The sequence below is a fragment of the Nonomuraea sp. NPDC003727 genome (assembly GCF_053586935.1).
In genome coordinates, this window is the sequence record NZ_JBSFNE010000011.1 from 249,143 (window position 1) to 275,789 (window position 26,647).

Genomic DNA, 26,647 nt, shown 5'->3' on the forward strand with positions numbered 1-26,647 from the left:
CGGGGGGCGGCGGGGGCTCAGGTGGCGGCGGAGGTGAGCCGGTCCACGGGGATGAGGACGGGCTTGATCTGGTCGCGTTCGGTCTCGAAGACGATCGACGGGTCGGGGGTGCCGGGGGCGTTGACGAAGCTGACGAACCTGCTGAGCTTGTCGGGGTCCTCGATGGTGGCCCGCCATTCGTCGACGTAGGTGGCCACGTGCCGGTCCATCTGCGCGTCGAGGGCGTCGCAGATGCCCAGCGCGTCGTCCACGATCACCGACCGCAGGTGGTCGAGCCCGCCCTCGAGGGACTCCAGCCAGGCGGACGTGCGCTGCAGGCGGTCGGCGGTGCGGATGTAGAACATCAGGAACCGGTCGACGATCGTGATCAGCTGCTCGGTGGACACGTCGGAGACCAGCAGGTCGGCGTGGCGGGGCTGGAAGCCGCCGTTGCCGCCGACGTAGAGGTTCCAGCCCTTCTCGGTGGCGATGATCCCGAAGTCCTTCGACCTGGCCTCGGCGCACTCCCTGGCGCAGCCCGAGACCGCGGACTTCAGCTTGTGCGGGGAGCGCAGGCCCCGGTAGCGCAGTTCGAGGGCGATGGCGAGGCCGACCGAGTCCTGCACGCCGTACCTGCACCAGGTGGAGCCGACGCAGGACTTCACCGTGCGCAGCGCCTTGCCGTAGGCGTGGCCGGATTCGAAGCCGGCGTCGACCAGGCGCTTCCAGATCTGGGGCAGCTGCTCGACGCGGGCGCCGAACAGGTCGATCCGCTGGCCGCCGGTGATCTTGGTGTAGAGGCCGAAGTCGCGGGCGACCTCGCCGACGACGATGAGCTTGTCCGGGGTGATCTCGCCGCCGGGGACGCGGGGCACGACCGAGTAGGTGCCGTTCTTCTGGATGTTGGCCAGGAAGTGGTCGTTGGTGTCCTGAAGGGCCGCCCGCTCGCCGTCGAGGACGTGCCCGTTGTGCAGGGAGGCGAGGATGGAGGCGACGGCGGGCTTGCAGATGTCGCAGCCGCGGCCCCTGCCGTACAGGCCGATCAGCTCGGAGAAGGTGGTGATCCCGCGCACCCGGACGATGTCGAACAGCTCGGCCCTGCTGTGGTCGAAGTGCTCGCACAGCGCCTTGGACAGCTCGACGCCCGACTTCTCCAGCAGCCGCTTCAGCATCGGCACGCACGATCCGCAGGCGGTGCCCGCCCTGGTGCACGCCTTCAGGCCCGGCACGTCGCTCGCCCCGTCGCCGATGGCGCCGCGCAGGTCGCCGGCCGTGACGTTGTTGCACGAGCAGACCTGGACGTCGTCGGGCAGGTCGAGGTTCACCGCCGACCCGGTGAACAGCAGGTCGGCGGGGGCGGCGGGCAGCGGCTTGCCGACGAACGGCTTCAGCGTCGTGTACGGCGCGGCGTCGCCCACGCAGATGCCGCCGAGCAGCGTCCGGGCGTCGTCGGAGACGAACAGCTTCTTGTACACGCCGCCCACGGGGTCCATGTAGGTGACGTCGAGCGCCCCCTCCATCGCGCCGAACTGGGCGACCTCGACGCCGAGGAGCTTCAGCCTGGTCGACAGGTCGGCCCCGTCGAAGGTGGAGCCGCCGCCGAGCACGCGGTCGGCGGCGACCTCGGCCTGGGTGAAGCACGGTCCGACCAGGCCGTAGACCATGCCGCCGGCCAGCGCGCACTCGCCGACGGCGTAGACGGCCGGGTCGGCGGTCCGCATGCCGGCGTCGACGACGATGCCGCCGCGCTCGCCCACCTCCAGGCCGCAGTCGCGGGCCAGCTCGTCGCGAGGCTTGATGCCGACGGAGAAGACGACCACGTCGGCCTCGATCGTCCGGCCGTCGCCGAGCACGACCCTGCCCGGCTCGATCGCGGCCGGCGACAGGCCCGCGTGCACCGACAGGCCGAGCCTGGAGATGTGGTCCTTGAGCACGGCGCCGCCGCCCTCGTCGACCTGCCGGGGCATCAGCCAGGGGCTCAGCTCCACGATGTGGGTGTCGAGGCCGAGCCCGCGCAGCGCGTCGGCGGCCTCCAGGCCGAGCAGCCCGCCGCCGACGACCACGCCGCGGGTGGCGTGGGAGGCGGCCTTCCTGATCAGCTCCAGGTCGTCGATGGTGCGGTAGACGAAGGCGCGGGAGGCGCCGGGCACCGGCGGCACGAACGGCGCCGATCCCGTGGCCAGCACCAGCGTGTCGTACGGCTCGGCGTGCCCGTCGGCGGTCGTGACGACCTTGGCGGCCCGGTCGATCCGGGTGACGCGCGCCGACAGCCGGGTCAGCGCGCCTGGCAGGTCGGGCAGCTTGAGGTCGGCGAAGCCGGTGCCGGTCAGGTAGGAGGTGAGCGCCACCCGGTCGTAGGCGGGGCGGGGCTCCTCGCCGAAGACCGTGATGCGCCCGTCGAAGCCCCTGGCCAGCAGCGTCTCGACGAACCTGTGCGCGGCGGGACCGTAGCCGACCACGACGACCCTGTTCACGCGGAGACCCCTTCCTGCTCGCACAGCCAGCCGACGATGCCCTCGACGGCGTCGCGGCAGGTGCCGCAGCCGGTCGTGGCCCTCGTCGCGGCCGCCACTGCTATCACGTCACGCGCGCCGGACTCCCAGCACGCTCTGATCTGGCCCTTGGTCACGTTGTTGCACTGGCAGACCTTGGCCGAGTCGGGCATCCTGACGGGGCTGTCGGCCACCGCCGCTCCTGCCAGGCGGGGGAACAGCAGCCCGGCCCGGTCGCCCGGCAGTGGCGCTCCCCTGTCGTAGAGCTGGGTGAGGGTGCCGACCGCCGCGCTCTCGCCCAGCAGGATCGCGCCGACCAGGCGCCCGTCGCGGATGACGAGCTTGCGGTAGGTGCCTGTGGCCCGGTGGCTGAAGCGCACGACCTCGGCGTGCTCCTCGGTCAGGTGCGTCTCCCCCATCGCGGCCAGCTCGACGCTCTTGGCCTTCAGCCTGGTCACCTGGCGGGAGCCGCGGTAGCGGGCGTCCTTGGCGGCGCCGGTGATCACGTCGGCCGCGACGGCGGCCTGCTCCCAGGCGGGGGCCACCAGGCCGTAGACGACGCCGTCGTGCTCGGCGCACTCCCCGATCGCGAAGACGGCCGGGTCGTCGGTGCGCAGCTCGTCGTCGACGACGACGCCGCGCCGTACCTCCAGGCCGGCCTGGACGGCCAGCTCGATCTCCGGCCGGACGCCGCAGGCCAGCACGACCAGGTCGCCCTCGACGAGGCTCCCGTCGGCCAGCCGTACGCCCTCGGGCAGGATCTCGGCGGCGCTGACGCCGGTGCGGATGTCCACGCCGAGGCCCGCGAGGGTCTCGCCGAGCACGAGGCCGGCTTCGGCGTCGAGCTGGCGTTCCATCAGGTGGCCGGCCAGGTGCAGCAGCGTGACCGGCAGGCCGCGGCCGGCCAGGCCGCGCGCGGCCTCGATGCCGAGCAGCCCGCCGCCGATGACGACCGCCCTGGCGCTGCCGCGGCTGTCGGCCAGTATCGCCCGGCAGTCGTCGAGCGTGCGGAACGGCAGGGCCCGTCCGGCGCCGGGGATCGGCGGCACGACGGCCTGGCTGCCGGTGGCCAGCACCAGCACGTCGTAGGGGAAGCGCCGCCCGTCCGCGGCGGTGACCGTCCTGGTCTGCCTGTCGATCCGGACGGCGCGGGTGCCGAGGTGGGCCTCGACGTCGTGCTCGCCGTACCAGGAGGGGTCGAGCAGCCGGACCTGGTCCGGCCCCGAGCTGCCGGCCAGGACGTTCGACAGCAGCACCCGGTTGTAGGGCTGGCGGCTCTCGGCGCCGAGGACGGTGACCTCGATGTCCTTGTCGCGTGCCCGGACCTCGCCGACCAGGCGGGCGCCGGCCATGCCGTTGCCGATGACCAGGAGTCTCATGCCGGCTTCCCCTTCTCCAGCTTGTCCAGCTTCACGGCGCAGACCTTGAACTCGGGCATCCTCGACGTGGGGTCGAGCGCGGGGTTGGTCAGGCGGTTGGCGCCCTCCCAGTGGAAGGGCATGAACACCGTGTCGGACCTGATCGCGTCGCTGATCCTGGCCACGGCTTCGACGCAGCCGCGGCGGCTGCTGACCCGTACCAGGTCGCCGGCGCCGATCGCGAGGTGTTCGGCCAGGTCGGGGTGGATCTCGACGTAGGGTTCCGGCGCGGCCGCGACGAGCGGCGCGATCCTGCGGGTCTGGGCGCCCGACTGGTAGTGGGCCAGCAGGCGTCCGGTGGTGAGGTGGACGGGGTAGTCGGCGTCGGTCTCCTCGGCGGCGGGCCGGTGGTCGACGGGGACGAACCGGGCGCGCCCGTCGGGGGTGTGGAAGCGGTCGAGGAACATGCGGGGCGTGCCGGGGTGGTCGGGTGCGGGGCAGGGCCAGAACACCCCGTCGCGCTCGCCGGTGATGCCGGCGTAGTCGGCGGTGCCGCCCTGGGAGGCGCGGCGCAGCTCGTCGAAGACCTCGCGCGGGCCGGCGGGCCAGTTGTGGCCCATCCGCCGGGCGAGCTCCTGGATGATCTCCAGGTCGGTCTTGACGCCCGCGGGCGGCGCGACGGCCCGGCGGCGCCGCTGAACCCTGCCCTCCAGGTTGGTCATCGTGCCGTCCTCCTCGGCCCACTGGGTGCCGGGCAGCACGACGTCGGCGATGCGGGCGGTCTCGCTCGGCACGAAGTCGACGACGACGAGCAGATCGAGGGCCTTCAGCCGCTCGGCGACGTGCGCCGACCCGGGGGCGGAGACGACCGGGTTGGAGCCGAACAGCAGCAGCGCCCTGGGCCCGCCGGCGGTGCCGAGCGCGTCGAGCAGCTCGTAGGCCGACCGTCCTGGGCCGGGGAGCGAGGCGGGGTCGACGCCCCAGACGGCGGCGACGTGCGCGCGGGCGGCGGGGTCGACGATCCTGCGGTAGCCGGGCAGCTGGTCGGCCTTCTGGCCGTGCTCCCTGCCGCCCTGGCCGTTGCCCTGTCCGGTCAGGCAGCCGTAGCCGGATCCGGGCGTGCCGGGCAGGCCGAGGGCCAGGGCCAGGTTGATGAAGGCGGTGACGGTGTCGGTGCCCTTGGCGTGCTGTTCGGCGCCGCGCCCCGTCAACACCACCGCCTTATCCGCATTTTTCAGCATCTGTACGGCCTGGCGCATGGCGGCGACCGGCACCCCCGTGAGCCGTTCGACGCGCTCGGGCCACCACGGGGACACCGACGTGCGCACCGCCTCGAACCCGGTCGTGCGGCGCTCGACGTAACCGGTGTCGATCGCGTCCTCGGCGATCGCCAGGTGCAGCAGGCCGAGCGCGAGCGCCAGGTCGGTGCCTGGCGTCGGCTGCAGGTGGAGCCCGGCCAGCTTGGCCGTCGCCGTACGCCTGGGGTCGATGACGATCAGCGCCGGCCCGGTGAGCTGCCTGACCAGCGGCGGCATGGTCTCGGCCGGGTTGCCGCCCGCCACCAGCACCACGTCGGCGGCGGCCAGGTCCGTGACGGGGAAGGGCAGCCCCCGGTCGGCGCCGAACGCCCTGATCGAGGCGGCCGCCGCCGACGACATGCAGAAGCGGCCGTTGTAGTCGATCTGGCTGGTGCCGAGCGCGACCCGGGCGAACTTGCCGAGCTGGTAGGCCTTCTCGTTGGTGAGCCCTCCCCCGCCGAAGACCGCCACCGCGTCGGGGCCGTGCGCGGCGCGCACCTCCTGGAGGCGGGCGGCGACGTGGTCGAGCGCCTGCTCCCAGGTGGCGGGACCGCCGTCCAGCAGGGGCGTGGTCAGCCGGTCGGGGCTCGACAGCAGGTCGGCCGCGGTCCAGCCCTTCTGGCACAGCGCGTCGGTGGCCTCGACGGTGACGCGCTCCCCCGGGATCAGCGCCATGCCGCACTGCAGGGCGCAGTACGGGCAGTGGGTGAGGGTGGGTGCGATCACGCGATCGATGGTGCTTTTGGGGCGTTTCACATCTGGGTCCCTTCTGTTACCGGCGTGCTAACAGCGGCTCACCGCCGAAGTGAGGCGCTCAGACCCGGGCGTGCGCGAGGCTCGGCACCCTGGTCACGCCGACCGTCCGCACGTAGCACCACCACGTGAGGGCGAAGCAGGCGGCGTAGAAGAGGCCGAAGGCGACGAAGGCCCAAGCGGGGCTGCCGGTGCGGGCGAAGGACATGCCGAAACCGCGGTTGATGAGGAACCCGCCGAACGCCCCGATCGCCGAGATGATGCCGATCGCGGCCGAGGCCTGGCGCTTGCCGTACAGGAGGGCCGCCTCGCCGCCGCCGAGCTCGGCGGCGGCCTTGGCCTGGAAGATGGCCGGGATCATCCGGTAGGTGGAGCCGTTGCCGATGCCGGCGGTGACGAACAGCGTCTGGAAGGCCAGGAAGAACAGCCAGAAGTTCCCCGAGCCGCCGGCCGCCCAGACCAGGGCCACGCCGGCGCCCATGGCGGCGAAGTTCCAGAGGGTGACGCGCGCGCCGCCGAGGCGGTCGGACAGCCAGCCGCCGACCGGCCTGATCAGCGAGCCGAGCAGCGGCCCGACGAAGGCGACCTGCGCCCACGCCGAACCGGGGAACAGACTCTTGGCCAGCAGGGGGAAGGCGGTGGAGTAGCCGATGAACGAGCCGAACGTGCCGATGTAGAGGAACGACATCACCCAGGTGTGCGCCTTGCCGGCGACCGCCCACTGCTCGCGCGGCCTGGCCTTGGCGCTGGACAGGTCGTCCATGAACAACCAGGCGCAGGCGGCCGAGACCACGATGAACGGCACCCAGAACCAGCCCGCCGCGGCCAGCCCGAACGTGCCGATCACCAGCGGCATGACCAGCTGCACCGAGCTGACGCCGATGTTGCCGCCCGCGGCGTTGAGCCCGAGCGCCGAGCCCTGCCTGTGCTGGGGGAAGAAGTAGGTGATGTTGGCCATGCTGGAGGCGAAGTTGCCGCCGCCGACACCCGCCGTCGCCGCGATCACCAGGAACACCCAGTACGGCGTGCCGGGGTCGCTGACGGCGACGCCGAGCAGGATCGCGGGGACCAGCAGGAGCAGCGCGCTCGCCACGGTGAAGGTCCGCCCGCCGAACCTGGCGGGGCCGAAGGTGTAAGGGACACGCAGCGCCGAGCCGATCAGGTTGGGCAGCGCGACCAGCCAGAACAGCTGGTCGGTGGAGAAGTCGTAGCCGCCCATCTTGGCCGCGACGATGCTCCACAGCGTCCAGACGGTGAAGCCGAGGTGCTCGGCCAGGATGGAGAAGGCCAGGTTGCGCCTGGCCACGCGCCTGCCGTCGCGCTCCCAGAAGGCGGGGTCGTCCGGGTGCCAGTCGGTGATCCAACGCGCCATCGTTCCTCCTACGGTTCGGGGGATCTCGACCGTAGGAGGGGCGGGTTACGCACCTTGACGTTCTGTGACGGTGCGCCGGTTACAGGTGACTCACCGCCGTAACAGGCAATGCATGTGTTTCACGGCCGCAACACGGGGTTAACGCCGTCCTGCCGGACGGCGGCGGCGCGCGTGGTCGCCGCGCCCGCATGTGACGGTTCACCGCCCGCGGCGCAGGGAATCGTCTCCTGGACGACGACAACGATCTCGGGGAGTTGCCGTGGCCGTACAGCGCATCCGCGCTTTCGACGACCCCGTGCTGCGCGAGGTGGCGCGGCCGGTGACCGACTTCAACAAGGAGCTGCGGGGGCTGGTGAAGGCGCTGACCCTCACGATGCGCCAGGGGCACGGCAGGGCGGGCCTGGCCGCGCCGCAGATCGGGGTGAGCGCGAGGGTGATCGTCTTCGACTACGACGGCAGGGCCGGGCACCTGGTCAACCCGCGCCTCGAGCTGTCGGAGCGGACGGTCGTGGCCGACGAGGCGTGCCTGTCGGCGCCCGGGCTGTGGTGGCCGCTGGAGCGTTCCTTCGGCGTGACGGCGCGGGGCCGCGACATGTACGGCAAGCCCGTCACGGTGCGGGCCATCGGCATGCTGGCCAGGGTGCTGCAGCACGAGGCCGACCATCTCGACGGCATGCTGTTCGTCGACCGCCTGGGCGACGACGAGCGCGACCGCTTCATGGAGTCGGCGGCGCCCTGAGCGCGGCGGAAAACCGGATGCGGCCGGACGGCGGCCTCGCGTAACCTGTCCGCCATGTCGACGCCCCGGATTTCTTAGCCAGGACACCCGCTTTCACGCCACCCGTGTGTCCATCGGCTTCTCCGGAGCGTCACCTCATGATTACCTTTCGCGACGTCGACGTGCGCGTCGGCGCCCGTCTGCTGCTGTCCGGCATCGCCGCCCACGTCGGCCCCGGCGACCGTGTCGGCCTGGTCGGCCGCAACGGCGCGGGCAAGACCACGCTGATGCGGATCCTCGCCGGTCAGGCCGCGCCGGCGGCCGGCGTCGTCACCCGCACCGGCCCGGTCGGGTACCTGCCGCAGGATCCCGCGGCGGCCGACCCCGGCCTCACCGTCACCGACCGCATCCTGTCGGCTCGCCGCCTGCACGAGGCGGTGCGCGCGCTGCGCGCCGCCGAACGCGACATGGCGGCCGGCGGCGAGGCGGCCATGTCCCGCTACGTGCGCGCCGAGGCCGAGTTCCAGGCCCGCGGCGGTTACGCCGCCGAGGCGGCGGCCGCCAGGGTCGCGGCGGGGCTCGGCCTGCCCGACCGGGTCATGGCCCAGCCGCTCGGCACGCTGTCCGGCGGGCAGCGGCGGCGGGTCGAACTGGCCAGGGTGCTGTTCGCCGAGCGCGGCACGCTGCTGCTCGACGAGCCGACCAACCACCTCGACGGCGACTCCATCGCCTGGCTGCGCTCGTTCCTCGCCGGCTACGCGGGCGGTCTGGTGGTGATCAGCCACGACACCGGGCTGCTGGCCGAGGTGGTCAACCGGGTGTGGCGGCTGGAGGCCGACCTGGCCGGGATCGAGGTGCACAACACCGGCTGGGAGACCTACCTGGCCGACAGCGCCACCGCGGAGCGGCGCAGGGCCAGGCAGCGGGCGGCGGCCGAGCGCAAGGCCGCCGCGCTGCACGCCCAGGCCGACAGGATGCGGTCCAACGTGGCGACGGCCGTCCGCGCCAGGGACATGGCCCGCAGGGCCGACAGGATGCTGGCGGGGGTGCAGCCGGCCCGCCGTACCGAGAAGGTGGCCAGGATCAGGCTGCCCGAGCCCGCGCCGAGCGGGCGGACCCCGCTGGGCGCCGTCAGCCTGGTCAAGTCCTACGGCGAGCTGCCGGTGCTGTCCGGGGTGGACCTGGCCGTCGACCGCGGCAGCAGGCTGGTGGTGCTCGGGCTGAACGGCGCGGGCAAGACCACGCTGCTGAAGATCCTGGCGGGACGGCTCGCGCCCGACTCCGGCAGGGTGGTGCACGGGCACGGCCTGCGGCTCGGCTACTTCGCCCAGGAGCACGACACCCTCGACCCCGAGCGCACCGTCGGCCAGAATCTCGCCGCCGCCGCGCCGCACCTCACCCACGGTGAGGCGCGCAACGTCCTGGGGTCGTTCCTGTTCGGCGGGGACGACGTCGACAAGCCGGCGGGGGTGCTGTCGGGCGGCGAGAAGACGCGCCTGGCGCTGGCGGGGCTGGTCAGCTCGGGGGCGAACGTCCTGCTGCTCGACGAGCCGACCAACAACCTCGACCCGGCCTCGCGGGCCGAGGTGCTGGGGGCGGTGGGCGCCTACAAGGGCGCGGTGGTGATGGTCACGCACGACGAGGACGCGGTGGAGGCGCTGCGGCCGGACCGGGTGCTGTTGCTGCCCGACGGGGTGGAGGACCTCTGGAACACCGGCTACGCCGACCTGATCACCCTCGCCTGAGCGCCGGGACCGCGCGGGCCCCGGCCGCGAGCAGGCACGCTCCCCCGCCGGGAGCGGGCGGCGAACGTCGTCGCAGGCGGCGGCGGCCGGGGAGGCGGGGTCGGCCGGGGAGGCGGGGTCGCGGCGGGTGGTGCGGGAGCGCGGCAGGTTCCGGCAGACTCTGCTGACGATGGTGGCCGGCCGGCCGCCCAGGTTCTCGACGCCGCCGGCGGTCACACCTGTCTCTCTCGCCGGGTCATCACGGTGACCCGGCGAGCGACGCCGATGTGCCGGCGACGCGCCTTCGACACGACGACGTGAGGAAAGACATGCATTCCGAAGCCCGGACCGCCGAGCAGCGCAGGAAGGACACCCTCGCCCGGCTCGAAAACGACGTGGACGCGTGGGTGGCCACCGCCGACCAGGAGGGCGGGCCGTACCTGATGCCGCTGTCGTTCCTGTGGGACGGCGCCAGCCTGCTGCTGTCGACGGCCGCGGGCAACCCGACCGCGCGCAATCTGGTGGCGTCGGGCACGGCCAGGCTCGCTCTCGGCCACACCAGGGACGTCGTCCTCATCGAGGGAAGCGTGGAGACGCTGGAGCAGGCGGAGATCTCGCCGGAGCTCGGCGACGCCTTCGCGGTCAAGACCGGCTTCGATCCGCGGCGCCTGCGCGGCCGCTACCTGTACTTCCGCGTCCGGCCGCGGCAGGTGCAGGCGTGGCGTGAGGTCAACGAGCTGGAGGGGCGCGACCTCATGCGTGACGGGCGATGGCTGGTTCGAGAGTGAGGGCGAGCGCCCGGCGTTCGGCCGGGTCCATACCGCCCCACACGCCGTCCGCCTGGCGGGTGGCCAGCGCGTAGTCGAGGCAGGGCAGCCGGACGGGGCAGCCGTGGCAGATGGCCTTGGCCCGTTCGGCCTGGGCGTGTCCGGCGCCCTCGAGTGAGATGGGAAAGAAGATCTCCGGGTCCTCGTCCAGGCAGGCGGCCCGGCGCGAGCGGTCGAGGATGAACATGGAATTCCAGACATATCGGTATCGACGTGTTCACTCCGCGTACCCGGTCACCGGCCCAACAAACTGTTCCAATCGTCAAGGAATCGGGTGAGGCCGTAACGGGAGAGGGCGGCCGTGCGGGCGGCCTTGCCGTACTGGGCGGCCAGGGCGGGGTCGCCGACGAACGCCGACAGCGCCTCGACCAGCGCGGGGAGCCTGGTGGACAGCACGCCCGCCTCCTGGGGGACGGCCTCGACCGCCTCGGTGGCGGCGAGCGCGACGACGGGCAGGCCGATCATCATGGCCTCGATCAGCGAGAGGCCGAGCGAGGTCCAGCGGTAGGGGTGCAGGTAGGCGCGGCGCAGCGCGAGGGCCTGGTGGAGCTCGGCCTGGGGCAGGTCGTAGGCCGGGTAGGGCAGCTCGGCGGCCTTCATCCCGAAGAGGTCGAGCGGCACGTCGAAGGCCGGCAGCAGGTCGGTGCCGGCCACCCGCGCGCGCCGGACCGGCTCGTTGACGACCACGGCGGCGCGCGGCAGCTCGCCGGTGTAGAGGTGGCCGGGGTCGACGACGCCGTGCTCGATGACGTGCACGGGCGCGATGCCGTTGTCCCAGTAGAGGGCGTTGAAGTGGGTGACGTGCACCAGCGGGACGGCCGACTGCCCGGCCAGCGGGTGGCGGGTGGCCGGCACCTCGCCCTTGGGCGTGTTGTGCTCGACGTAGACGCCGGGCACCGTCCTGCCGAGCCAGTCCCTGGCCAGCTCGATCTCGTGCGGGCGCTGGTAGACGACGAGATCGACGTGCTCGGCGGCGAGCCTGTCCCAGGGCACCTCGCGCACCGAGACCGGCCAGTCGAAGGTCTGCGCCCTGCCCCGCCCGTCGGCGTCGCGTCCCGGCGTGAGCGGGACGAGGTAGGTGTGGCGGCCCTGCACGAAGGAGGTGGTCCACGAGCCGTGGACGTGCCAGAGCAGGATGTTCATGCGCGCACCCGTTCCACCGCTTCGCGCAGGTCGCGGGCGACCTCGGGGGCGGCGGCGATCTCGCTCGGCCGGGTCCTCGGCGTCGGCACCATGATGGCGCGGGCGCCGGCGGCCCTGGCCGCCTCCATGTCCCTGCCGATGTCGCCGATGACCACGCAGTCGGCCGGGTCGACGCCGAGCGTGCCCGCCGCCTTCAGCACCAGGCCAGGGTTCGGCTTGCGGCAGGCGCAGCCGGCGTCCTCACCGTGGACGCAGATGGCCCAGGCGTCGAACGGCCCGAGCAGTTCCTCGACCCGCTCGTTGACCTGATGGAGCTCGTCGGGCGAGATGAACCCTCTGGCCACACCTGACTGGTTCGTCACGACCGCCACGGGAATCCCAGCGGCCCTCAGCGCCCGCAGCGCCTCAACAGCACCGGGCATGGGCTCCACCAGTCGCGGATCATTGTTGTAAGGGACATCTTTTATCAGGGTGTCATCGCGGTCGAAAAGCACGGCCGCCGCTGGGCGTCGCGTGAACATGACCGGTCGCTACCCCGCCTACCTTGTGTTTAACAAGCGCTTCTCTCGGTAGCGGTTCTCCATGAGGTTCCTGGGGATAAACGCGGTCTTCCACGACCCGGCCGCCGCCCTCGTGGTCGACGGCACCGTGGTCGCGGCCGCGGAGGAGGAACGGTTCAGCCGCCGCAAGCACGGCAAGCGGCCCGTGCCGTTCTCGGCGTGGGAACTGCCCGAGCAGGCCGCCGCCTGGTGCCTGGCCGAGGCGGGGCTGCGGCCGGAGGATCTCGACGCGGTGGCCTACTCCTACGACCCCGCGCTGGTCCGGCCGGAGACGGGGGCTCCGTGGGAGGAACTGCGCACCATCTACGCGACCAGGGCGCCGAGCTTCCTGGCCACGGCCCTGCCCGGGCTCGACCCCGCCCAGGTGCGCTTCGTGCCGCACCACGTCGCGCACGCGGCGTCGGCGGGGCTGGCCGCGCCGTACGAGGAGTGCGCGGTCCTGGTGTGCGACGGCCGCGGGGAGGCCGTCTCCCACCTGGCCGGGCACTACCGGAACGGTCAGCTGACGACGCTGGCCACGCAGGAGCTGCCGCACTCGCTCGGCCTGATGTACGAGGAGGTGACCGAGCACCTCGGCTTCCTGCGCTCGAGCGACGAGTACAAGGTGATGGCGCTGGCCTCCTACGGCACGCCCCGCCACCTGGACGCGCTGCGCCAGCTCGTCACGGCCACCGGCGACGGCGGCTTCCGCGTCGAGCCGATCGACTGGGGCGGCTTCGCCAAGCGTCTCCGGCCGGGCGAGAGCTGGACAGCCGACCACGCCGACCTCGCCGCCAGCGTCCAGGCGCGGCTGGAGGAGGTGCTGCTGGAGCTGTCGTTCTGGCTGCACGGCAGGACGGGGGCGCGATGCCTGGCGATGGCCGGCGGGGTGGCGCTCAACTGCGTGGCCAACACCAGGCTGCTGGCCGAGGGGCCGTTCGAGGAGATCTGGGTGCAGCCGGCCGCCGGCGACTCGGGCACCGCGCTGGGCGGGGCCCTGCACCTGGCCCAGGAGCACGGCGAGCCCGCCGCGCCCATGCGAGGCGCCGACCTCGGGCGCGGCTGGAGCGAAGGCGACCTGGCGGCGTGGCTGCGGGTGGCGCGCGTGCCGTACACGCGGCCTGATGATCTGGCCGGCGAGGTGGCCGCGGCGCTGGCCGACGACCGGATCGTGGCCTGGTTCCAAGGCCGCAGCGAGTACGGCCCGCGCGCGCTCGGCCGCCGCTCCCTGCTGGCCCATCCCGGGCACGCCCGCAACACCGAGCGGCTCAACGACGTCAAGGGGCGCGAGCAGTTCCGCCCGATCGCGCCGATGGTGCTGGAGTCGCGGGCGCGTGACATCTTCGGCCGGGGACCGGTGCCCTCGCCGTACATGCTGTTCGTCCACGACGTGCGGCCCGAGTGGCGGGAGCGGATCCCCGCCGTGGTGCACGTGGACGGGACGGCGCGCATCCAGACCGTCTCGCGGGAGCACGACCCGCTCATGGCCGAGGTGCTCGAACGGTTCGAGCGGCTGTCGGGGCTGCCCGTGGTGGTCAACACCAGCCTCAACACGGCGGGCAGGCCCATGGTCGACTCGCCGAGGGACGCGCTGGAGTGCTTCGGCTCCTCGCCGGTCGACGTGCTCGTGTTGGGGCCGTTCGTGGTGCGGAGGCCGGTGTGATCACCGTGGTGATCCCCACGGTCGGGCGGCCCTCCCTGGCGGACGCCATCCCGGACGGGGTGCCGGTGATCGTGGTGGAGGACACCGAGCGGCGGGGGCCCGCGGCCGCGCGCAACAGGGGATGGCGGCAGGCGCGCACGCCGTGGGTGGTCTTCCTCGACGACGACGTGGTGCCCGGCGAAGGATGGCTGAAGACGCTCACCGAGGATCTCGCGGACCTGCCGGAGGACGTGGGCGGCAGCCAGGGCAGGATCGAGGTGCCGCTGCCGGCCGGCCGCCGGCCCACCGACGCCGAGCGCAACACCGCGGGCCTGGCCGGCGCTGACTGGATCACCGCCGACATGGCCTACCGGCGCGACGTGCTGGAGCTGGTGGGCGGTTTCGACGAGCGCTTCCCCCGGGCCTACCGGGAGGACGCCGATCTCGCGCTGCGCGTGCGTGAGGCGGGCTTCCGGCTGGTGAGGGGCGAGCGGCTGACGCGCCATCCGGTGCGGGACGACGGGTTCTGGGCCAGCGTGCGCTTCCAGCGGGGCAACGCCGACGACGCGCTGATGCGCCGGATCCACGGGCCCGGCTGGCGGGCGCGGATCGGGGCGCGGGGGCTGCTGCCGCGCCACGCGGCCACGACCGCGCTGGGGTTGAGCGCGCTGGGCCTGGGCGCAATGGGCCTGGGTGCGCTCGGTCGGGGCGCACTCGGTCGGGGCGCGCAGGGTCGGGGCGCACTCGGTCGGGGCGCGCTGGGTCGGGGCGCGCAGGCTGTCCCGCTCGCCGGCGGCAGGCGCGCCGTGCCGGCCGCCGTGCTGGTCGCCGGGCTGGCCGCCGCGGCCGGGTGGGCGGCGCTCACCGCGAGGTTCGCCTGGGAGCGCATCGCGCCGGGGCCGCGCACGCCTGTAGAGGTGGCCAGGATGGCGGTGACGAGCATCGCCATCCCGCCCGCCGCCTGCCTGCACCGGCTGCGCGGCGAGCTGAGGGTGCGCCGGTGACCGGCACCGTCCTGGTGGCCAGGCCGGACAGCGCGGGAGACGTTCTCCTCGCCGGTCCGGCCATCCGCGCGGTCGCCGCCCATGCCGGGCAGGTGGTGCTCCTGGCGGGGCCGCTGGGCCGGGCGGCGGCCGAGCTCCTGCCGGGCGTCGACCGGGTGATCGAGTGGCGGACCCCGTGGATCGACGCCGATCCGCCGCCCGTCACCCGGCGGCACGTGGCCCGTCTCATGGAGCTGCTGCCCGACGCCGACCAGGCGCTGATCCTCACCTCCTTCCACCAGTCGGCCCTGCCTCTCGCCCTGCTGCTGCGGCTGAGGGGCGTCCGGCGGATCGCCGCGATCAGCAACGACTATCCGGGGTCACTGCTGGACGTCAGGGTCCAGGTCGACGAGACCAGGCACCTGCCGGAGGCCGAGCGGATGCTGGCCGTCGCGACGGCGGCGGGCTTCGGGCCCGGTGACGGCGCCGGGCTGGCCGTCAAGGCGCCGCCGCCGAGCATCGTCGGCCCGCCCGGCTACGTCGTCGTCCATCCGGGCACGACGGCGCCGGCCCGCGCGTGGCCGCCCGAGCGGCACGCGGAGGCGGTCGAGGCGCTGTCCTGCGAGGGCTTCACGGTGGTGGTCACCGGCGGCAGGAGTGAGCGTGAGCTGACGGCGCGGGTGGCCGGGCGGCACGGCGTCGACCTGGGCGGCATGACGAGCCTGCCCGAGCTGGCCGGGGTGCTCGCCGAGGCGTGCGCGCTCGTGGCGGGCAACACCGGGCCCGCCCACCTGGCCGCGGCCGTCGGCACCCCGGTGGTCAGCCTCTTCGCGCCGGTGGTGCCGGCGGGGCGCTGGGCGCCGTACGGCGTGCCGTGCGTGCTGCTCGGCGACCAGCGGGCCGCCTGCAGGGACACGAGGGCACGCGTGTGCCCGGTCATCGGGCATCCATGCCTGTCGGGAGTGACGGCGGAACAGGTCGTCAAAGCAGTGAGGGAGCTGGTCCCATGAGAGTCGATCTCATCTCCGAGCACGCCGATCCGCTGGCGGCGATCGGCGGGGTCGATGCGGGCGGCCAGAACGTCCACGTGGCCGCTCTGGCCGCCGCGCTGGCGGAACGCGGTCACGAGGTCGTGGTGCACACCAGGCGAAGCTCGCCGGACCAGCCGCGGAGCGTGCCGATGACCTCGGGGGTGCGGGTGGAGTACATCACCGCGGGGCCCGCCGTGCCGGTGCCGAAGGACGAGCTGCCGCCGTACATGCCGGCCTTCGCCAGGGAGCTGGCGCACCGGTGGGCGGCACGGCCGCCGGACGTGGCGCACGCGCACTTCTGGATGAGCGGCAGGGCCGCGCTGCTGGCCGCGCGGGGGCGGCCGGTGGTGCAGACCTTCCACGCGCTGGGCACGGTGAAGCGGCGCTGGCAGGGCAGGGCCGACACCAGCCCGCCCGGCCGGATCGCCGTGGAGACGCAGATCGGGCAGCGGGCGGCGGCCGTCCTGGCGACCTGCGCCGACGAGGTGACCGAGTTGCGCGCCATGGGCGTGCCCGACCACCGGGTGACGGTCGTGCCCTGCGGCGTCGACCTTCACCACTTCACCCCCGACGGGCCGCCGGCCGCCAGGGGCGCGGCCAGGCGGGTGCTGAGCATCGGCAGGCTGGTGCCGCGCAAGGGCGTCGACACGCTGCTGCGGGCGCTGCGCGAGGTGCCCGACGCGGAGCTGGTGATCGCCGGCGGCTCGGCCGACGATCCCGAGGCGGTCAGGCTGTCGGAGCTGGCGACCGCCTACGGCCTGGCCGGCCGGGTGCGGGTGATCGGCAGCGTCCCCCGCGACGAGGTGCCCGCGCTGATGCGCTCGGCCGACGTCGTGGTGACGGTGCCCTGGTACGAGCCGTTCGGCATGGTGCCGCTCGAGGCGATGGCCTGCGGCGTGCCGGTGATCGCCTCCGCGGTCGGCGGCCACCTCGACACCGTCGCGGGCTGCGGCGTGCTGGTTCCGCCGCGCCGCCCGCAGGCGCTGGCCCGCGCCCTGCGCGACGTGCTCGACCATCCGGACCGGGCGGCCCAGATCGGCGCGGCGGGCGCGCGCAGGGCCAGGGAGCGCTACGGCTGGCCGCACGTGGCCGAGCAGACGGAGGCGGTCTACCTCAGCGTGCTGGGGGACAGGGTGAGGGGGATGACATGCACAGGCACCTGACCAGGCTGCGCGACGCGCTGTCGATGAGCGCCGACCTGGCGCCGACGGTCGAGGCGTGGGGGCACAAGCTCGCCGACATCCTCGGCTGCGGCGGCAGGCTGCTGGTGTGCGGCAACGGCGGCTCGGCCGCCGAGGCCCAGCACCTGACGGCCGAGCTGGTGGGCAGGTTCAGGGGGGAGCGGCGGCCGTTCGCCGCGATCGCGCTGCACGCCGACACCTCGTCGGTGACCGCCATCGCCAACGACTTCGGCGCCGACGCGGTCTACGCCCGCCAGGTCCGCGCGCACGGCCGCCAGGGCGACGTGCTCATCTGCCTGTCGACCAGCGGCGCCAGCGGCAACGTGCTGGCCGCGGCGCGGACCGCGCGCGAGTGCGGCCTCACCACCTGGTCCATGACCGGCAGGGCGCCCAACCCGCTGGCCGAGCTGAGCGACGAGGTCGTCGCCGTGCCCGAGTCCGACACGGCGACCGTCCAGGAGGTGCACCTGGCGATGATCCACCTGCTGTGCGACTCGATCGAGGAGGCGTGCGCGTGAAGACAGGACCGCTCGTCGTCATCGGCGACACGCTGCTGGACGTCGACATCGAGGGGACGGCCGAGCGCCTCGCACCCGACGCGCCCGTGCCGGTCGTCGACGTCGAGGAGGAACACCGGCGTCCGGGAGGGGCGGGACTGGCGGCGCTGCTGGCGGCCCGCGACGGCGCGCAGGTGGTGCTGGTCACCGCGCTGGCCGACGACCAGCAGGGCCGTACGCTGCGCTCGCTGCTCAACGGCCATCTCGAGGTGGTCAGGCTGCCTCTGCACGGCTCCACCGTGTGCAAGACCAGGCTCAGGGCCCGCGGGCAGACGCTGGCCCGGATCGACACCGGCGACGGGCGCGCGGCCGGGCCCGTGACCGCGGCCGTCCGGGCGGCGGTGCTGGCCGCCGGCGCCGTGCTCGTCTCCGACTACGGCAGGGGCGTGGCCGCCACGCTGGCCGGTCTGCTGGGCGAGGTCGCCGTGCCGATCGTGTGGGACCCGCACCCCAAGGGCACGCCGCCCGTGCCGGGGTGCACGCTCATCACGCCGAGCGAGGCGGAGGCCAGGCAGCTGTGCCCGCTGCCGTACGCCGGCCCCGACCAGGCGGCCCGCCACCTGACCAAGGCCCTGCACGCGCAGGCCGTCGCGGTGACGCTGGGCCCGCACGGCGCGGCGCTGGCCCACGCGGGCGGGCACCACCGCAGGATCCCGCCGCCGACGTTCACCCTGGGCCACGACGTGTGCGGCGCGGGCGACAGGTTCGCGGGCGCGGCGGCGCTGGCCCTGCGCGACAGGCTGCCGGTGGAGGACGCGGTCGCCGTCGGCGTCGGCGAGGCCTCCAGGTTCGTCGAGGGCGGCGGCGCGGCGGCCGTCCGGCTGCAGCACCACGAGATGGGCGACCGGCCGCGCACGCCGCTGGAGGTCGCCGAGCTGGTCAGGGCGAGCGGCGGACGGCTGATCGCCACCGGCGGGTGTTTCGACCTGCTGCACGCGGGGCACGTGAGCCTCCTGCGCCGGGCCAGGGCGCTCGGTGACGCGCTGATCGTGTGCGTCAACTCCGACGCCTCGGCCAAGCGGCTCAAGGGGCCCGGCAGGCCCGTGGTCGGGCAGCGCGACCGCGTGGAGGTGCTGAGGGCGCTGGGCTGCGTGGACGCGGTCATGGTGTTCGACGAGGACACCCCGAGCGCGGCCATCGAACGGCTGCGGCCGCACGTGTGGGTGAAGGGCGGCGACTACTCCGGGCGCCGGCTGCCCGAGGCGGCGGCGCTGCGCCGCGTCGGCGCCGAGACCGTGGTGCTGGCCAGCGTTCCGGGCCGGTCCACGACCGGGCTCATCGCCGCGATGCAGGAGGCATGAGCCGCCACGCGGCAGGCACGAGCCGCCACGCGGCAGGCACGAGCCGCCACGCGGCAGGCATGAGCCGCGACACAGGAAGCACGAGTCGCGACGCGGCAAGCACGAGGAGGAATCGATGCTGGGAAACATCCTGATCACCGGAGGGGCCTCCGGACTCGGCCTGGCGGTCGCCGAGGCGGTCGCGAAGGCGGGAGGCAGGCCGCTGGTGATCGACGTCCGCGCCGGGAACGGCTTCGACCAGGCGCCGGCCGACGTGTCCGACCGGGAACAGGCCGAGCGGGCGGTGGCCAAGCTGGCCGATCGGGCGGGCGGGCTCGACGGGGTGGTCACCGCGGCCGGGATCGACGCCTGCGGCCGGCTGGAGGACGTGCCCGCCGCCGACTGGGAGCGCGTGATCAGGGTCAACCTGCTGGGCACGGCCACGGTCGTGCGGGCGGCGCTGCCGTACCTGCGGCGGTCCTCGGGCCGGGTGGTGACCTGTGCCTCGACGCTGGGGCTGCGCGCGCTCAGCGACGCGACCGCCTACTGCGCGTCCAAGTTCGGCGTCGTCGGCTTCACCAGGGCGCTGGCCGCCGAGCTGGCGGGGCAGGTGGGGGTGACGATGCTGGTGCCGGGCGGGATGTCGACGCACTTCTTCGACGACCGGCCCGAGCAGTACAAGCCGGGCCCCGACGCCAGGCTCAACCGGGCCGAGGACGTGGCGCAGACGGTGGTGTTCGCGCTGTCGCAGCCGCCCGGCTGCGAGGTGCGGGAGCTGGTGGTCTGCCCGTCCACGGAGACCTCGTGGCCCTAGAGGTCCTGGTGCTGCGGGGGCTGGGGCTCGGAGACCTGCTGACGGCCGTGCCGGCGTTGCGGGCGTTGCGCCGTGCCTTCCCCCGCCACCGTCTCGTGCTGGCCGGGCCCTCGGCGTTGCGGCCGCTGCTGCCGGTGGACGAGGTGATCGAGGTGCGGGGGCCGGGGCCCGTCCCGTACGAGAAGCCTGAGATCGCGGTCAACCTGCACGGCAGGGGGCCGCAGAGCACGCGCGCGCTGCGCGCCACCGGGCCGCGGCGGCTGCTGGCCCACGGCGACGGCGGTCCGGCCTGGCGCGAGGGCGTGCACGAGGTGCGCCGCTGGTGCGAGCTGCTGGAGTGGTACGGCGTGCGGGCCGACCCGGGCGATCTGTACCTCGGGCGCGGCGACCGCGGCGGGCCCGTGGTCGTCCATCCAGGGGCGGCCGCCCCGTCCAGGAGGTGGCCGGCGGACCGGTTCGCGGCGGTGGTCGCCGCGCTGCGCGCCAGGGGCGAGCAGGTGGCCGTCACGGGAAGCGCGGCCGAGCGCGGGCTGGCCGAGCGGGTGGCCGGCGACTCGGGGGCCAGGGTGCTCGCCGGGCGCACCGGGGTGCGCGAGCTGGCCGCGCTGGTCCGCGACGCCCGGATGGTCGTGTGCGGCGACACGGGGGTCGCCCATCTGGCCACCGCCTACCGCACCCCGTCGGTGCTGCTGTTCGGCCCCGTCTCGCCGGCCGTGTGGGGGCCGCCCGCCGACGGGCCGCACACCGTGCTGTGGAAGGGCACGACCGGCGATCCGCACGGCGCCTCCCCCGATCCTGGCCTGTTGGCCATCCACGTCGACGAAGTGATCGAGGCGATGTCGCGATGAGAGCTGTGGTGACGGGAGGCGCCGGGTTCCTCGGCTCCTACCTGTGCGAGAAGCTGCTGGAGCGGGAGGCGGAGGTCATCTGCATGGACAGCTTCCTCACCGGCTCCCCCCGCAATCTGGAGCACCTGCTGGGCCGCCCGGGGCTGCACATCATCGAGTGCGACCTGACCGGGTTCGTGCACGTGCCGGGCGAGGTGGACCTCGTGCTGCACTTCGCGTCCGCGGCCTCGCCCGCCGACTACCTGCGGCACCCGATCGAGACGCTCAAGGTCGGCAGCCTGGGCACGCTGCACGCCCTCGGCCTGGCCAAGGAGAAGGGCGCGCGGTTCGTGCTGGCCTCGACCAGCGAGGTGTACGGCGACCCGCTCGAGCACCCGCAGCGGGAGACGTACTGGGGCAACGTCAATCCCGTGGGGCCGCGCAGCGTCTACGACGAGGCCAAGCGTTTCGCCGAGTCGCTGACCACGGCCTACCGCAACTCGCACGGCACCGACACCGGCATCGTGCGGATCTTCAACACCTACGGCCCCCGCATGCGGCCCTTCGACGGCAGGGCCATCCCCACGTTCGTCAGGCAGGCGCTGGTGGGCGAGCCGATCACGGTGACAGGCGACGGCAGCCAGACCCGTTCCATCTGCTACGTCGACGACACCGTGGACGGCGTCCTGCGCATGGCGGACACCGACTTCGCCGGCCCGGTGAACATCGGCAACCCCGACGAGCTGACCATGATCCGGCTCGCCGAGCTGATCCGCGACCTGGCGGGCTCCTCCTCGCCGATCCGCTTCATCGACCGGCCCGTCGACGACCCGAAGGTCCGCAGGCCCGACACCGGTCTGGCGGCCGCGAAGCTGGGCTGGCGGCCCCGCGTCGGAGCCGAGGAGGGACTGCGCCGTACGGTGGCGTGGTTCTCACAGCTCGATTCGCTTGAGCGGCTCGGTGGCGGGTCCCTGGAGGATCGTGCCGTCCAGCGCGAAGCGTGACCCGTGGCAGGGGCACTCCCAGGTCCGCTCGGCGTCGTTGAAGCCGACGACGCAGCCCAGGTGGCTGCACACGGCCGACACGGCGTGGACCCGCCCGTCGGCGTCGCGGTAGGCGGCGCACCGCTCCCCGCCGACCTTCACCACCGCGGCCTGGCCGGGCAGCAGGCGGGCCAGGTCCTCCTCGCCGCCGGCGCCGAACCGGTCGCCGACGAAGTGGGCGGCCACCGAGGCCTGCGCCTTCAGCAGCGCGCCCGCCTCGCGCAGCGGGTGGATCCTGCGCGGGTCGTACAGACCCGCCCAGGGCCGCTCCTCGCCGCCGATGAGCGCGGCGACGAGCAGCCCGGCCATGACGCCGTTGCTCATGCCCCAGCCGCCGAAGCCGGTGGCCACGTAGGCGTGGCGGGCGCCCGCGTGCAGCGGGCCGACGAACGGCAGGCCGTCGGTGGTGTGGTTGTCCTGGGCGGCCCACCGGTAGACGGGCGCCGCGCCGAACCTCTCCCGCGCCCAGGCGGCCAGCCGGTCCAGCCGGGCGCCGACCCCGCCTTCGCCCGGCCGGTACTGCTCGCCGGTCACCAGCAGCAGCCTGCCGCCGTCGCGGGGCGCCGTCCTGACCGACCGGATGCCGTGCTCGGGGGTGATGTACATGCCGTGCGGGTCGTCGTCCTCGGCGATCGGCACGGCCACGACCAGTTCCCTGCGCGGGACCATGCGGGCGAACAGCAGCGCCCGGTCGAAGATCGGGTAGTGGGTGGCGACCACGACGTCGGTGGCCGTCACGACGCGGCCGTCGGCGGTGCTCACCTTGCCGTCGGCCAGCCGTACGGCGCGGGTCCGCTCGTAGATGCGCGCGCCGCGCGCCTCCATCGCCGCGGCCAGCCCGAGCAGGTACTTGCGGGGGTGGAACTGTGCCTGGGCGCGCACCCTGACCGCGCCCACGACCGGGTACGGCAGCGCCGTCTCGGTGACGAACTCGGCGGGCAGGCCTGCCTGCCTGGCCGCCTCCGCCTCGTCCCTGATCCGGCGCAGTCCCTCGGTGGTGTCGGTGTAGGTGTAGGCGGCGGCCCGCTCCAGCTCGCAGTCGAGGTCGAGCTCCGCGCACGTGCGGGCCACGTGCGCGACGGCCTCCGTCTGCGAGCGGGCGTACAGCCTGCCGTCCTCGGCGTTCAGGGACGAGTAGACGAGCGTGTGCAGGGCCGACAGCTTGGCGGTGGTGTGGCCGGTGACGCCGGAGGCGATCCGGCCGGCCTCCAGCACCACCACCGAGCGGCCGGCCCTGGTCAGCTCCCACGCGATGCTCAGCCCGGCGATGCCGCCGCCGAGCACGGCGACGTCCGCGCGGACGTCGCCGGTCAGCGGCGGCCGGTCGGGCTGGGCCGCGCTGTCCATCCAGTAGGAGGCCATGGACGGCCCGGGGACCTGCTCCATCGCGCTCAGTCGCTGGTGAGCGCGTCGAGCAGGTCGCCCACCTTGGCGTCCGGCAGCGCCTTCGCCACTTCGGCCAGCGCCACGATGCCGACCAGCCGGTGACCGTCGATGACCGGCAGGCGGCGGACCTTGTGCGTGGCCATCGTGCGCAGGATCTCCCTGGCGTCGTGGTCGGCGCCGATGGTGACGGCCTCGCCCTGGGCAAGCTCACCGGCCAGGCAGGACTTCGGGTCCTTGCCCTTGGCCAGCACCTTCACCACGATGTCGCGGTCGGTGAGCATGCCCTTGAGCCGGTCGTCGGTGCCGCAGATGGGCAGCGATCCGACGTCGAGCCTGGCCATCTTCTCCGCGGCTTCCTGGATCGACTCGTCGGCGTTGACGCACTCCGGGTCCGGGGTCATGATCTCCCGTGCGCTCGGCATGATCTGTCTCCCTTCGTCATGCGCCCGCTGCCCGCGGAATCGCCGCCGAAACGGGGACGGATCGGCTACGCGCTCCGGAGGTCGACGCCGAGCAGCGCGTCGGCCAGGTCGCGTACCAGGCCGGGCGCGGCGGCGTCCTGGCCGTCTCCGGCCAGCGCCGCGGCGGCCCACGCGTCGACGGCGGCCAGCGCGCCCGGCGCGTCGAGGTCGTCGGCCATCCGCTCGCGCACCGTGGCCAGCAGCTCGCCGGCGGGCGGCGCGGCGGGCAGCGCCACGGCCGCACGCCACCGCTGCAGCCTGGCCTCCGCCGCCTCGATCTGGTCGCCGGTGTACTCCCAGTCGGCGCGGTAGTGGTGGGCCAGCAGCACGAGCCTGACGGCCATCGGGTCGTGCTCGACGCGCAGCTTGGAGACGAAGACCAGGTTGCCGCGCGACTTCGACATCTTCTCCCCGTCGAGGGCGACCATGCCGGCGTGCGTGTAGAACTTGGCGAACGGCCACTCGCCGCTGGCCGCGTAGCCCTCGGAGGCGCCGCACTCGTGGTGGGGGAAGATCAGGTCGGAGCCGCCGCCCGCGACGTCGAAGCCGGCGCCGAGGTTGGCCAGGGCGATCGCCGTACACTCCACGTGCCAGCCGGGACGTCCGGGCCCGAGCGGCGAGGGCCACGACGGCTCGCCGGGCCGCTCGGCCCGCCACAGCAGCCAGTCGAGCGGGTCGCGCTTGCCCTGACGGCCGGGGTCACCGCCGCGCTCGCCGAACAGCGCCAGCATCTGTTCGCGGCTGTAACCCGACACCTCGCCGAACTTGGGCGCGTCGGCGACGCTGAAGTAGACGTCGCCGTCGAGGGTGTAGGTGACCCCCTTGGCGGCCAGCTGCGCGATCAGCTCAGCGACCTGGTCGACCACCTCGGTCACGCCGACGTACTCGCGCGGCGGCAGGATGCGCAGCGCCCGCATGTCCGTCCTGAACAGCTCGATCTCGCGCTCGGCCAGCTCGCGCCAGTCCTGCCCGGTCTGCTCGGCCCGCTCCAGCAGCGGGTCGTCGACGTCGGTGGCGTTCTGGGTGAAGTGGACCTCGTGGCCGCCGTCCCGCCACACCCTGCTCACCAGGTCGAAGGCGAGGTAGGTGTTGGCGTGGCCGAGATGGGTGGCGTCGTAGGGGGTGATCCCGCACACGTACATCCTGGCGGTCGCCCCCGGCTCGGTGAGCCGCACCTGGCGTGCCGCGGTGTCATACAGCCTCAGGGGTACGGCTCCGCCGGGCAGGCTGGGAACGTCAGGGGCAGACCACGATCGCATGCTTTGACCTTATCCGTCTCGGGAAACACCACGATCAACGCGGGGCAGCGGCACCGCATTCCAGCTGCTGAGATCGGAGAAGTCGTAGTCCAGCCGCGCGCCGATGGTGATCAGCGTGGCCGACAGCGAGGCGTGGACGCGGCCGTCGGGCAGCTCGTGCCGTACGGTGGCCGCCCCCACCAGGTCGTGCCAGTCGGCCGCGGCGGCGAACAGCGGCAGCAGCTCGACCGCCTTGGGGTCGTCGGCGCGGCCGCTGTTGACGATGACGCTGGTGCCCTCGGGCAGGTCGGCGGTCCTCAGCCGCTCGCCGTCCCACGACCACACGCGGGCGCGGGAGCGGTCGGCGACCACCAGGTGGAAGGGGTCGTAGCGGGGCAGCTCGGCCTCGGGCATCCCGCCGGCGACCACGGCGCGCAGCGGCAGCTCGCCCCGGGAGATCTTGGTGCGCTCGTCGGCCGGCAGGCCGTACCCGTTGAGCACCGCGGCGACGCGGGCGCGGGCGGGCAGGGCGGCCAGCCACGTGCCGCCCGCCTTGAGGTCGCGCCCGCCGACGACGCCTGGATACTCGGGCCAGTACTCGCCGGGACCCTCCCACGGCCGATCGGCGAACTCGTCGCGCACACCCAGCAGGCTCAGCGGCTCACCCGTCCGCACGATGACCGTACACACGGGCACAGACTACCTAGATGGGCGGCCAGGGAATCGCGGGCCAGTCCTCCGAGGGGTAGGGGTGCACGCCGGTGTCGAGCAGCCGCCTGACCCGCATCCAGGTGGCCTCCACCTCCGCGAGGGTGAGCAGCTCGCGCAGGCGGCGGCCGAGCGGCCCCGACTCCAGCTCGCGTTCGAGCCTGGCCAGCACGCCGACGGCCTCGCGCGGCAGCGTCTTGCCCCGCCACTGCCACAGCACGGTGCGGAGCTTGTCCTCGGCGGAGAAGCAGACGCCGTGGTCGACGCCGTAGATGGTCTCGCCGTCGGGCAGCGGCAGCAGGTGGCCGCCCTTGCGGTCGGCGTTGTTGACGACGGCGTCGAAGACGGCCATCTTCCGCAGCGCGGGGTGACGGCTGCGGATCAGGCTCATCAGGTCGATGTTCTCGTCGGTGTCGATCCACAGCTGGCACATGCCGGGGCCGAAGGGCCCCTCGCGGTAGACCGTGGGCGGCACGATGCGCCAGCCCGTGGCTCTGGACACCTCGTAGGCGGCCACCTCACGGGCGGCGAGCGTGCCGTCGGGGAAGTCCCACAGCGGGCGCTCGCCGCGCACCGGCTTGTAGACGCAGGCCGCCGAGCGGCCGTCGAGCGTGATGCCGCAGTAGAGGGTCATGTTCGTGGCCTCGACCAGGCGGCCCGCCACTTCCAGCCGGCCGTCTCTGAGTAGCCTGAGGGCAGCGTCTTCGTCGTAGCGAAGGTCTTCAAGCTCGCGCTCGGGCACGCTCACGTAGTGACCTCACCTCCGCGGTAGCCGTTGAGGCGCACGCAGATGTGGCCTTCGGCGTCGAGTGGCTGACCACACAGCGGGCAGGGCGGGCGGCCCTGCGCCACGATCTTCAGCGCGCGCTGGGAGAAGGCCCTGGCGGCGCCCGCGCTGATGTGGACCCTCAGCATGGAGGGCTCCGGCGCTTCCAGGTCCTCTTCGTCGGTGATCTCCTGAGCCTCGACGATGACCTGGTCGCGGTCGGGGTCCCAGGCCAGCGCCATGGTGCCGACCCTGAAGTCCTCGGTGATCGGCTGGTCGAGCGGGGCGTTGTCGATGAGCTCGGTGGGGGCGACGGCCGGCACCTGCGCGCTGCCGCCGGTGCGCCTGAGCACCTCGTCGAGCAGTTCCTCGAGCTTGCCCGCGAGGGCGGCGACCTGCAGCTTCTCGAGAGCGACCGTGGTCAGTCTGCCCTCGGCTCGCGCCTGCAGGAAGAAGATCCGTGCCCCCGGCTGCCCCAGGGCACCCGCCACGAACCTCTCTGGTGGGTCGTAGTCGAAGACCGGCAT

At 73.7% G+C, this 26,647-nt stretch carries 25 protein-coding genes; 12 read left to right on the forward strand and 13 right to left on the reverse strand.

What is annotated here, in order from left to right:
- Positions 1-17: 17 nt before the first annotated feature.
- From nirB to ACWDLG_RS28250, 4 genes are all read right to left on the reverse strand, one after another.
- Positions 18-2,453, reverse strand: coding sequence for a nitrite reductase large subunit NirB (nirB, locus tag ACWDLG_RS28235; protein WP_449925463.1), 2,436 nt, complete (start codon positions 2,451-2,453; stop codon positions 18-20).
- On the reverse strand, positions 2,450-3,850 hold the full coding sequence (locus ACWDLG_RS28240) for an FAD-dependent oxidoreductase (RefSeq protein ID WP_449925466.1): 1,401 nt from the start codon (positions 3,848-3,850) through the stop codon (positions 2,450-2,452). The genes nirB and ACWDLG_RS28240 overlap by 4 nt, the downstream gene beginning before the upstream one ends.
- On the reverse strand, positions 3,847-5,802 hold the full coding sequence (locus ACWDLG_RS28245) for a molybdopterin oxidoreductase family protein (protein WP_449925817.1): 1,956 nt from the start codon (positions 5,800-5,802) through the stop codon (positions 3,847-3,849). Before ACWDLG_RS28245 ends, ACWDLG_RS28240 begins: the two co-directional genes overlap by 4 nt.
- 139 nt (positions 5,803-5,941) lie before the next feature.
- Positions 5,942-7,252: an MFS transporter gene (locus ACWDLG_RS28250; protein ID WP_449925468.1), complete on the reverse strand. Its 1,311-nt coding sequence runs from the start codon at positions 7,250-7,252 to the stop codon at positions 5,942-5,944.
- Between the two features lie 259 nt (positions 7,253-7,511).
- Between ACWDLG_RS28250 and ACWDLG_RS28255 the strand changes: the two genes are divergently transcribed.
- From ACWDLG_RS28255 to ACWDLG_RS28265, 3 genes are all read left to right on the forward strand, one after another.
- Positions 7,512-7,991 carry a peptide deformylase gene (locus ACWDLG_RS28255; RefSeq protein WP_449925470.1) on the forward strand — a complete coding sequence of 160 codons (480 nt, stop codon included), beginning with the start codon at positions 7,512-7,514 and terminating at the stop codon, positions 7,989-7,991.
- Positions 7,992-8,128: 137 nt separating this feature from the next.
- Positions 8,129-9,715: an ABC-F family ATP-binding cassette domain-containing protein gene (locus ACWDLG_RS28260; RefSeq protein WP_449925473.1), complete on the forward strand. Its 1,587-nt coding sequence runs from the start codon at positions 8,129-8,131 to the stop codon at positions 9,713-9,715.
- A gap of 308 nt (positions 9,716-10,023) precedes the next feature.
- Entirely contained in the window at positions 10,024-10,482 is a 459-nt protein-coding gene (locus ACWDLG_RS28265) for a pyridoxamine 5'-phosphate oxidase family protein (RefSeq protein ID WP_449925476.1), read from the forward strand.
- Here ACWDLG_RS28265 and ACWDLG_RS28270 read toward each other — a convergent pair.
- The 3 genes from ACWDLG_RS28270 to ACWDLG_RS28280 are packed head-to-tail and all read right to left on the reverse strand — an operon-like array spanning position 10,448 to position 12,185.
- Positions 10,448-10,708 carry a WhiB family transcriptional regulator gene (locus ACWDLG_RS28270; RefSeq protein ID WP_354907018.1) on the reverse strand — a complete coding sequence of 87 codons (261 nt, stop codon included), beginning with the start codon at positions 10,706-10,708 and terminating at the stop codon, positions 10,448-10,450. The two genes, ACWDLG_RS28265 and ACWDLG_RS28270, sit on opposite strands and share 35 nt — an antisense overlap.
- A 47-nt stretch (positions 10,709-10,755) precedes the next feature.
- Positions 10,756-11,664 (reverse strand): glycosyltransferase, encoded by a 909-nt coding sequence (locus tag ACWDLG_RS28275; RefSeq protein WP_449925480.1) that lies wholly within the window; start codon positions 11,662-11,664, stop codon positions 10,756-10,758.
- Positions 11,661-12,185, reverse strand: coding sequence for a D-glycero-alpha-D-manno-heptose-1,7-bisphosphate 7-phosphatase (locus tag ACWDLG_RS28280; protein WP_354907020.1), 525 nt, complete (start codon positions 12,183-12,185; stop codon positions 11,661-11,663). Before ACWDLG_RS28280 ends, ACWDLG_RS28275 begins: the two co-directional genes overlap by 4 nt.
- Positions 12,186-12,246: 61 nt before the next feature.
- Here ACWDLG_RS28280 and ACWDLG_RS28285 point away from each other — a divergent pair, with 61 nt between their 5' ends.
- From ACWDLG_RS28285 to ACWDLG_RS28325, 9 genes are all read left to right on the forward strand, one after another.
- Positions 12,247-13,866, forward strand: a complete 1,620-nt coding sequence (locus ACWDLG_RS28285) for a carbamoyltransferase family protein (RefSeq protein WP_449925484.1) — start codon at positions 12,247-12,249, stop codon at positions 13,864-13,866.
- The gene (locus tag ACWDLG_RS28290) at positions 13,863-14,849 is read left to right on the forward strand and encodes a glycosyltransferase family 2 protein (RefSeq protein WP_449925487.1); all 987 of its coding nucleotides are present in this window, start codon (positions 13,863-13,865) and stop codon (positions 14,847-14,849) included. Before ACWDLG_RS28285 ends, ACWDLG_RS28290 begins: the two co-directional genes overlap by 4 nt.
- The gene (locus ACWDLG_RS28295; RefSeq protein ID WP_449925490.1) at positions 14,846-15,838 is read left to right on the forward strand and encodes a glycosyltransferase family 9 protein; all 993 of its coding nucleotides are present in this window, start codon (positions 14,846-14,848) and stop codon (positions 15,836-15,838) included. Before ACWDLG_RS28290 ends, ACWDLG_RS28295 begins: the two co-directional genes overlap by 4 nt.
- Entirely contained in the window at positions 15,835-17,022 is a 1,188-nt protein-coding gene (locus ACWDLG_RS28300) for a glycosyltransferase (RefSeq protein WP_449925492.1), read from the forward strand. Before ACWDLG_RS28295 ends, ACWDLG_RS28300 begins: the two co-directional genes overlap by 4 nt.
- Entirely contained in the window at positions 17,007-17,558 is a 552-nt protein-coding gene (locus ACWDLG_RS28305; RefSeq protein ID WP_449925494.1) for a D-sedoheptulose-7-phosphate isomerase, read from the forward strand. Before ACWDLG_RS28300 ends, ACWDLG_RS28305 begins: the two co-directional genes overlap by 16 nt.
- Positions 17,555-18,898: a PfkB family carbohydrate kinase gene (locus ACWDLG_RS28310; RefSeq protein ID WP_449925497.1), complete on the forward strand. Its 1,344-nt coding sequence runs from the start codon at positions 17,555-17,557 to the stop codon at positions 18,896-18,898. The genes ACWDLG_RS28305 and ACWDLG_RS28310 overlap by 4 nt, the downstream gene beginning before the upstream one ends.
- A 115-nt stretch (positions 18,899-19,013) precedes the next feature.
- Positions 19,014-19,691: an SDR family oxidoreductase gene (locus ACWDLG_RS28315; protein WP_449925499.1), complete on the forward strand. Its 678-nt coding sequence runs from the start codon at positions 19,014-19,016 to the stop codon at positions 19,689-19,691.
- Entirely contained in the window at positions 19,682-20,539 is an 858-nt protein-coding gene (locus ACWDLG_RS28320; RefSeq protein ID WP_449925501.1) for a glycosyltransferase family 9 protein, read from the forward strand. Before ACWDLG_RS28315 ends, ACWDLG_RS28320 begins: the two co-directional genes overlap by 10 nt.
- Positions 20,536-21,522, forward strand: coding sequence for a UDP-glucuronic acid decarboxylase family protein (locus ACWDLG_RS28325; RefSeq protein WP_449925504.1), 987 nt, complete (start codon positions 20,536-20,538; stop codon positions 21,520-21,522). The genes ACWDLG_RS28320 and ACWDLG_RS28325 overlap by 4 nt, the downstream gene beginning before the upstream one ends.
- Here ACWDLG_RS28325 and ACWDLG_RS28330 read toward each other — a convergent pair.
- From ACWDLG_RS28330 to ACWDLG_RS28355, 6 genes are all read right to left on the reverse strand, one after another.
- Positions 21,451-22,947: an FAD-dependent oxidoreductase gene (locus ACWDLG_RS28330; RefSeq protein WP_449925507.1), complete on the reverse strand. Its 1,497-nt coding sequence runs from the start codon at positions 22,945-22,947 to the stop codon at positions 21,451-21,453. The two genes, ACWDLG_RS28325 and ACWDLG_RS28330, sit on opposite strands and share 72 nt — an antisense overlap.
- Positions 22,948-22,952: 5 nt before the next feature.
- Positions 22,953-23,369 (reverse strand): CBS domain-containing protein, encoded by a 417-nt coding sequence (locus tag ACWDLG_RS28335; protein WP_354907030.1) that lies wholly within the window; start codon positions 23,367-23,369, stop codon positions 22,953-22,955.
- Positions 23,370-23,434: 65 nt separating this feature from the next.
- On the reverse strand, positions 23,435-24,667 hold the full coding sequence (gene mshC, locus ACWDLG_RS28340) for a cysteine--1-D-myo-inosityl 2-amino-2-deoxy-alpha-D-glucopyranoside ligase (RefSeq protein ID WP_449925510.1): 1,233 nt from the start codon (positions 24,665-24,667) through the stop codon (positions 23,435-23,437).
- A gap of 9 nt (positions 24,668-24,676) precedes the next feature.
- Complete coding sequence (locus ACWDLG_RS28345) at positions 24,677-25,336, reverse strand: NRDE family protein (protein ID WP_449925513.1); 660 nt, start codon at positions 25,334-25,336, stop codon at positions 24,677-24,679.
- A gap of 13 nt (positions 25,337-25,349) precedes the next feature.
- Positions 25,350-26,102 (reverse strand): SCO1664 family protein, encoded by a 753-nt coding sequence (locus ACWDLG_RS28350; RefSeq protein WP_354907033.1) that lies wholly within the window; start codon positions 26,100-26,102, stop codon positions 25,350-25,352.
- Positions 26,099-26,647: a DUF3090 domain-containing protein gene (locus tag ACWDLG_RS28355; RefSeq protein ID WP_449925516.1), complete on the reverse strand. Its 549-nt coding sequence runs from the start codon at positions 26,645-26,647 to the stop codon at positions 26,099-26,101. The genes ACWDLG_RS28350 and ACWDLG_RS28355 overlap by 4 nt, the downstream gene beginning before the upstream one ends.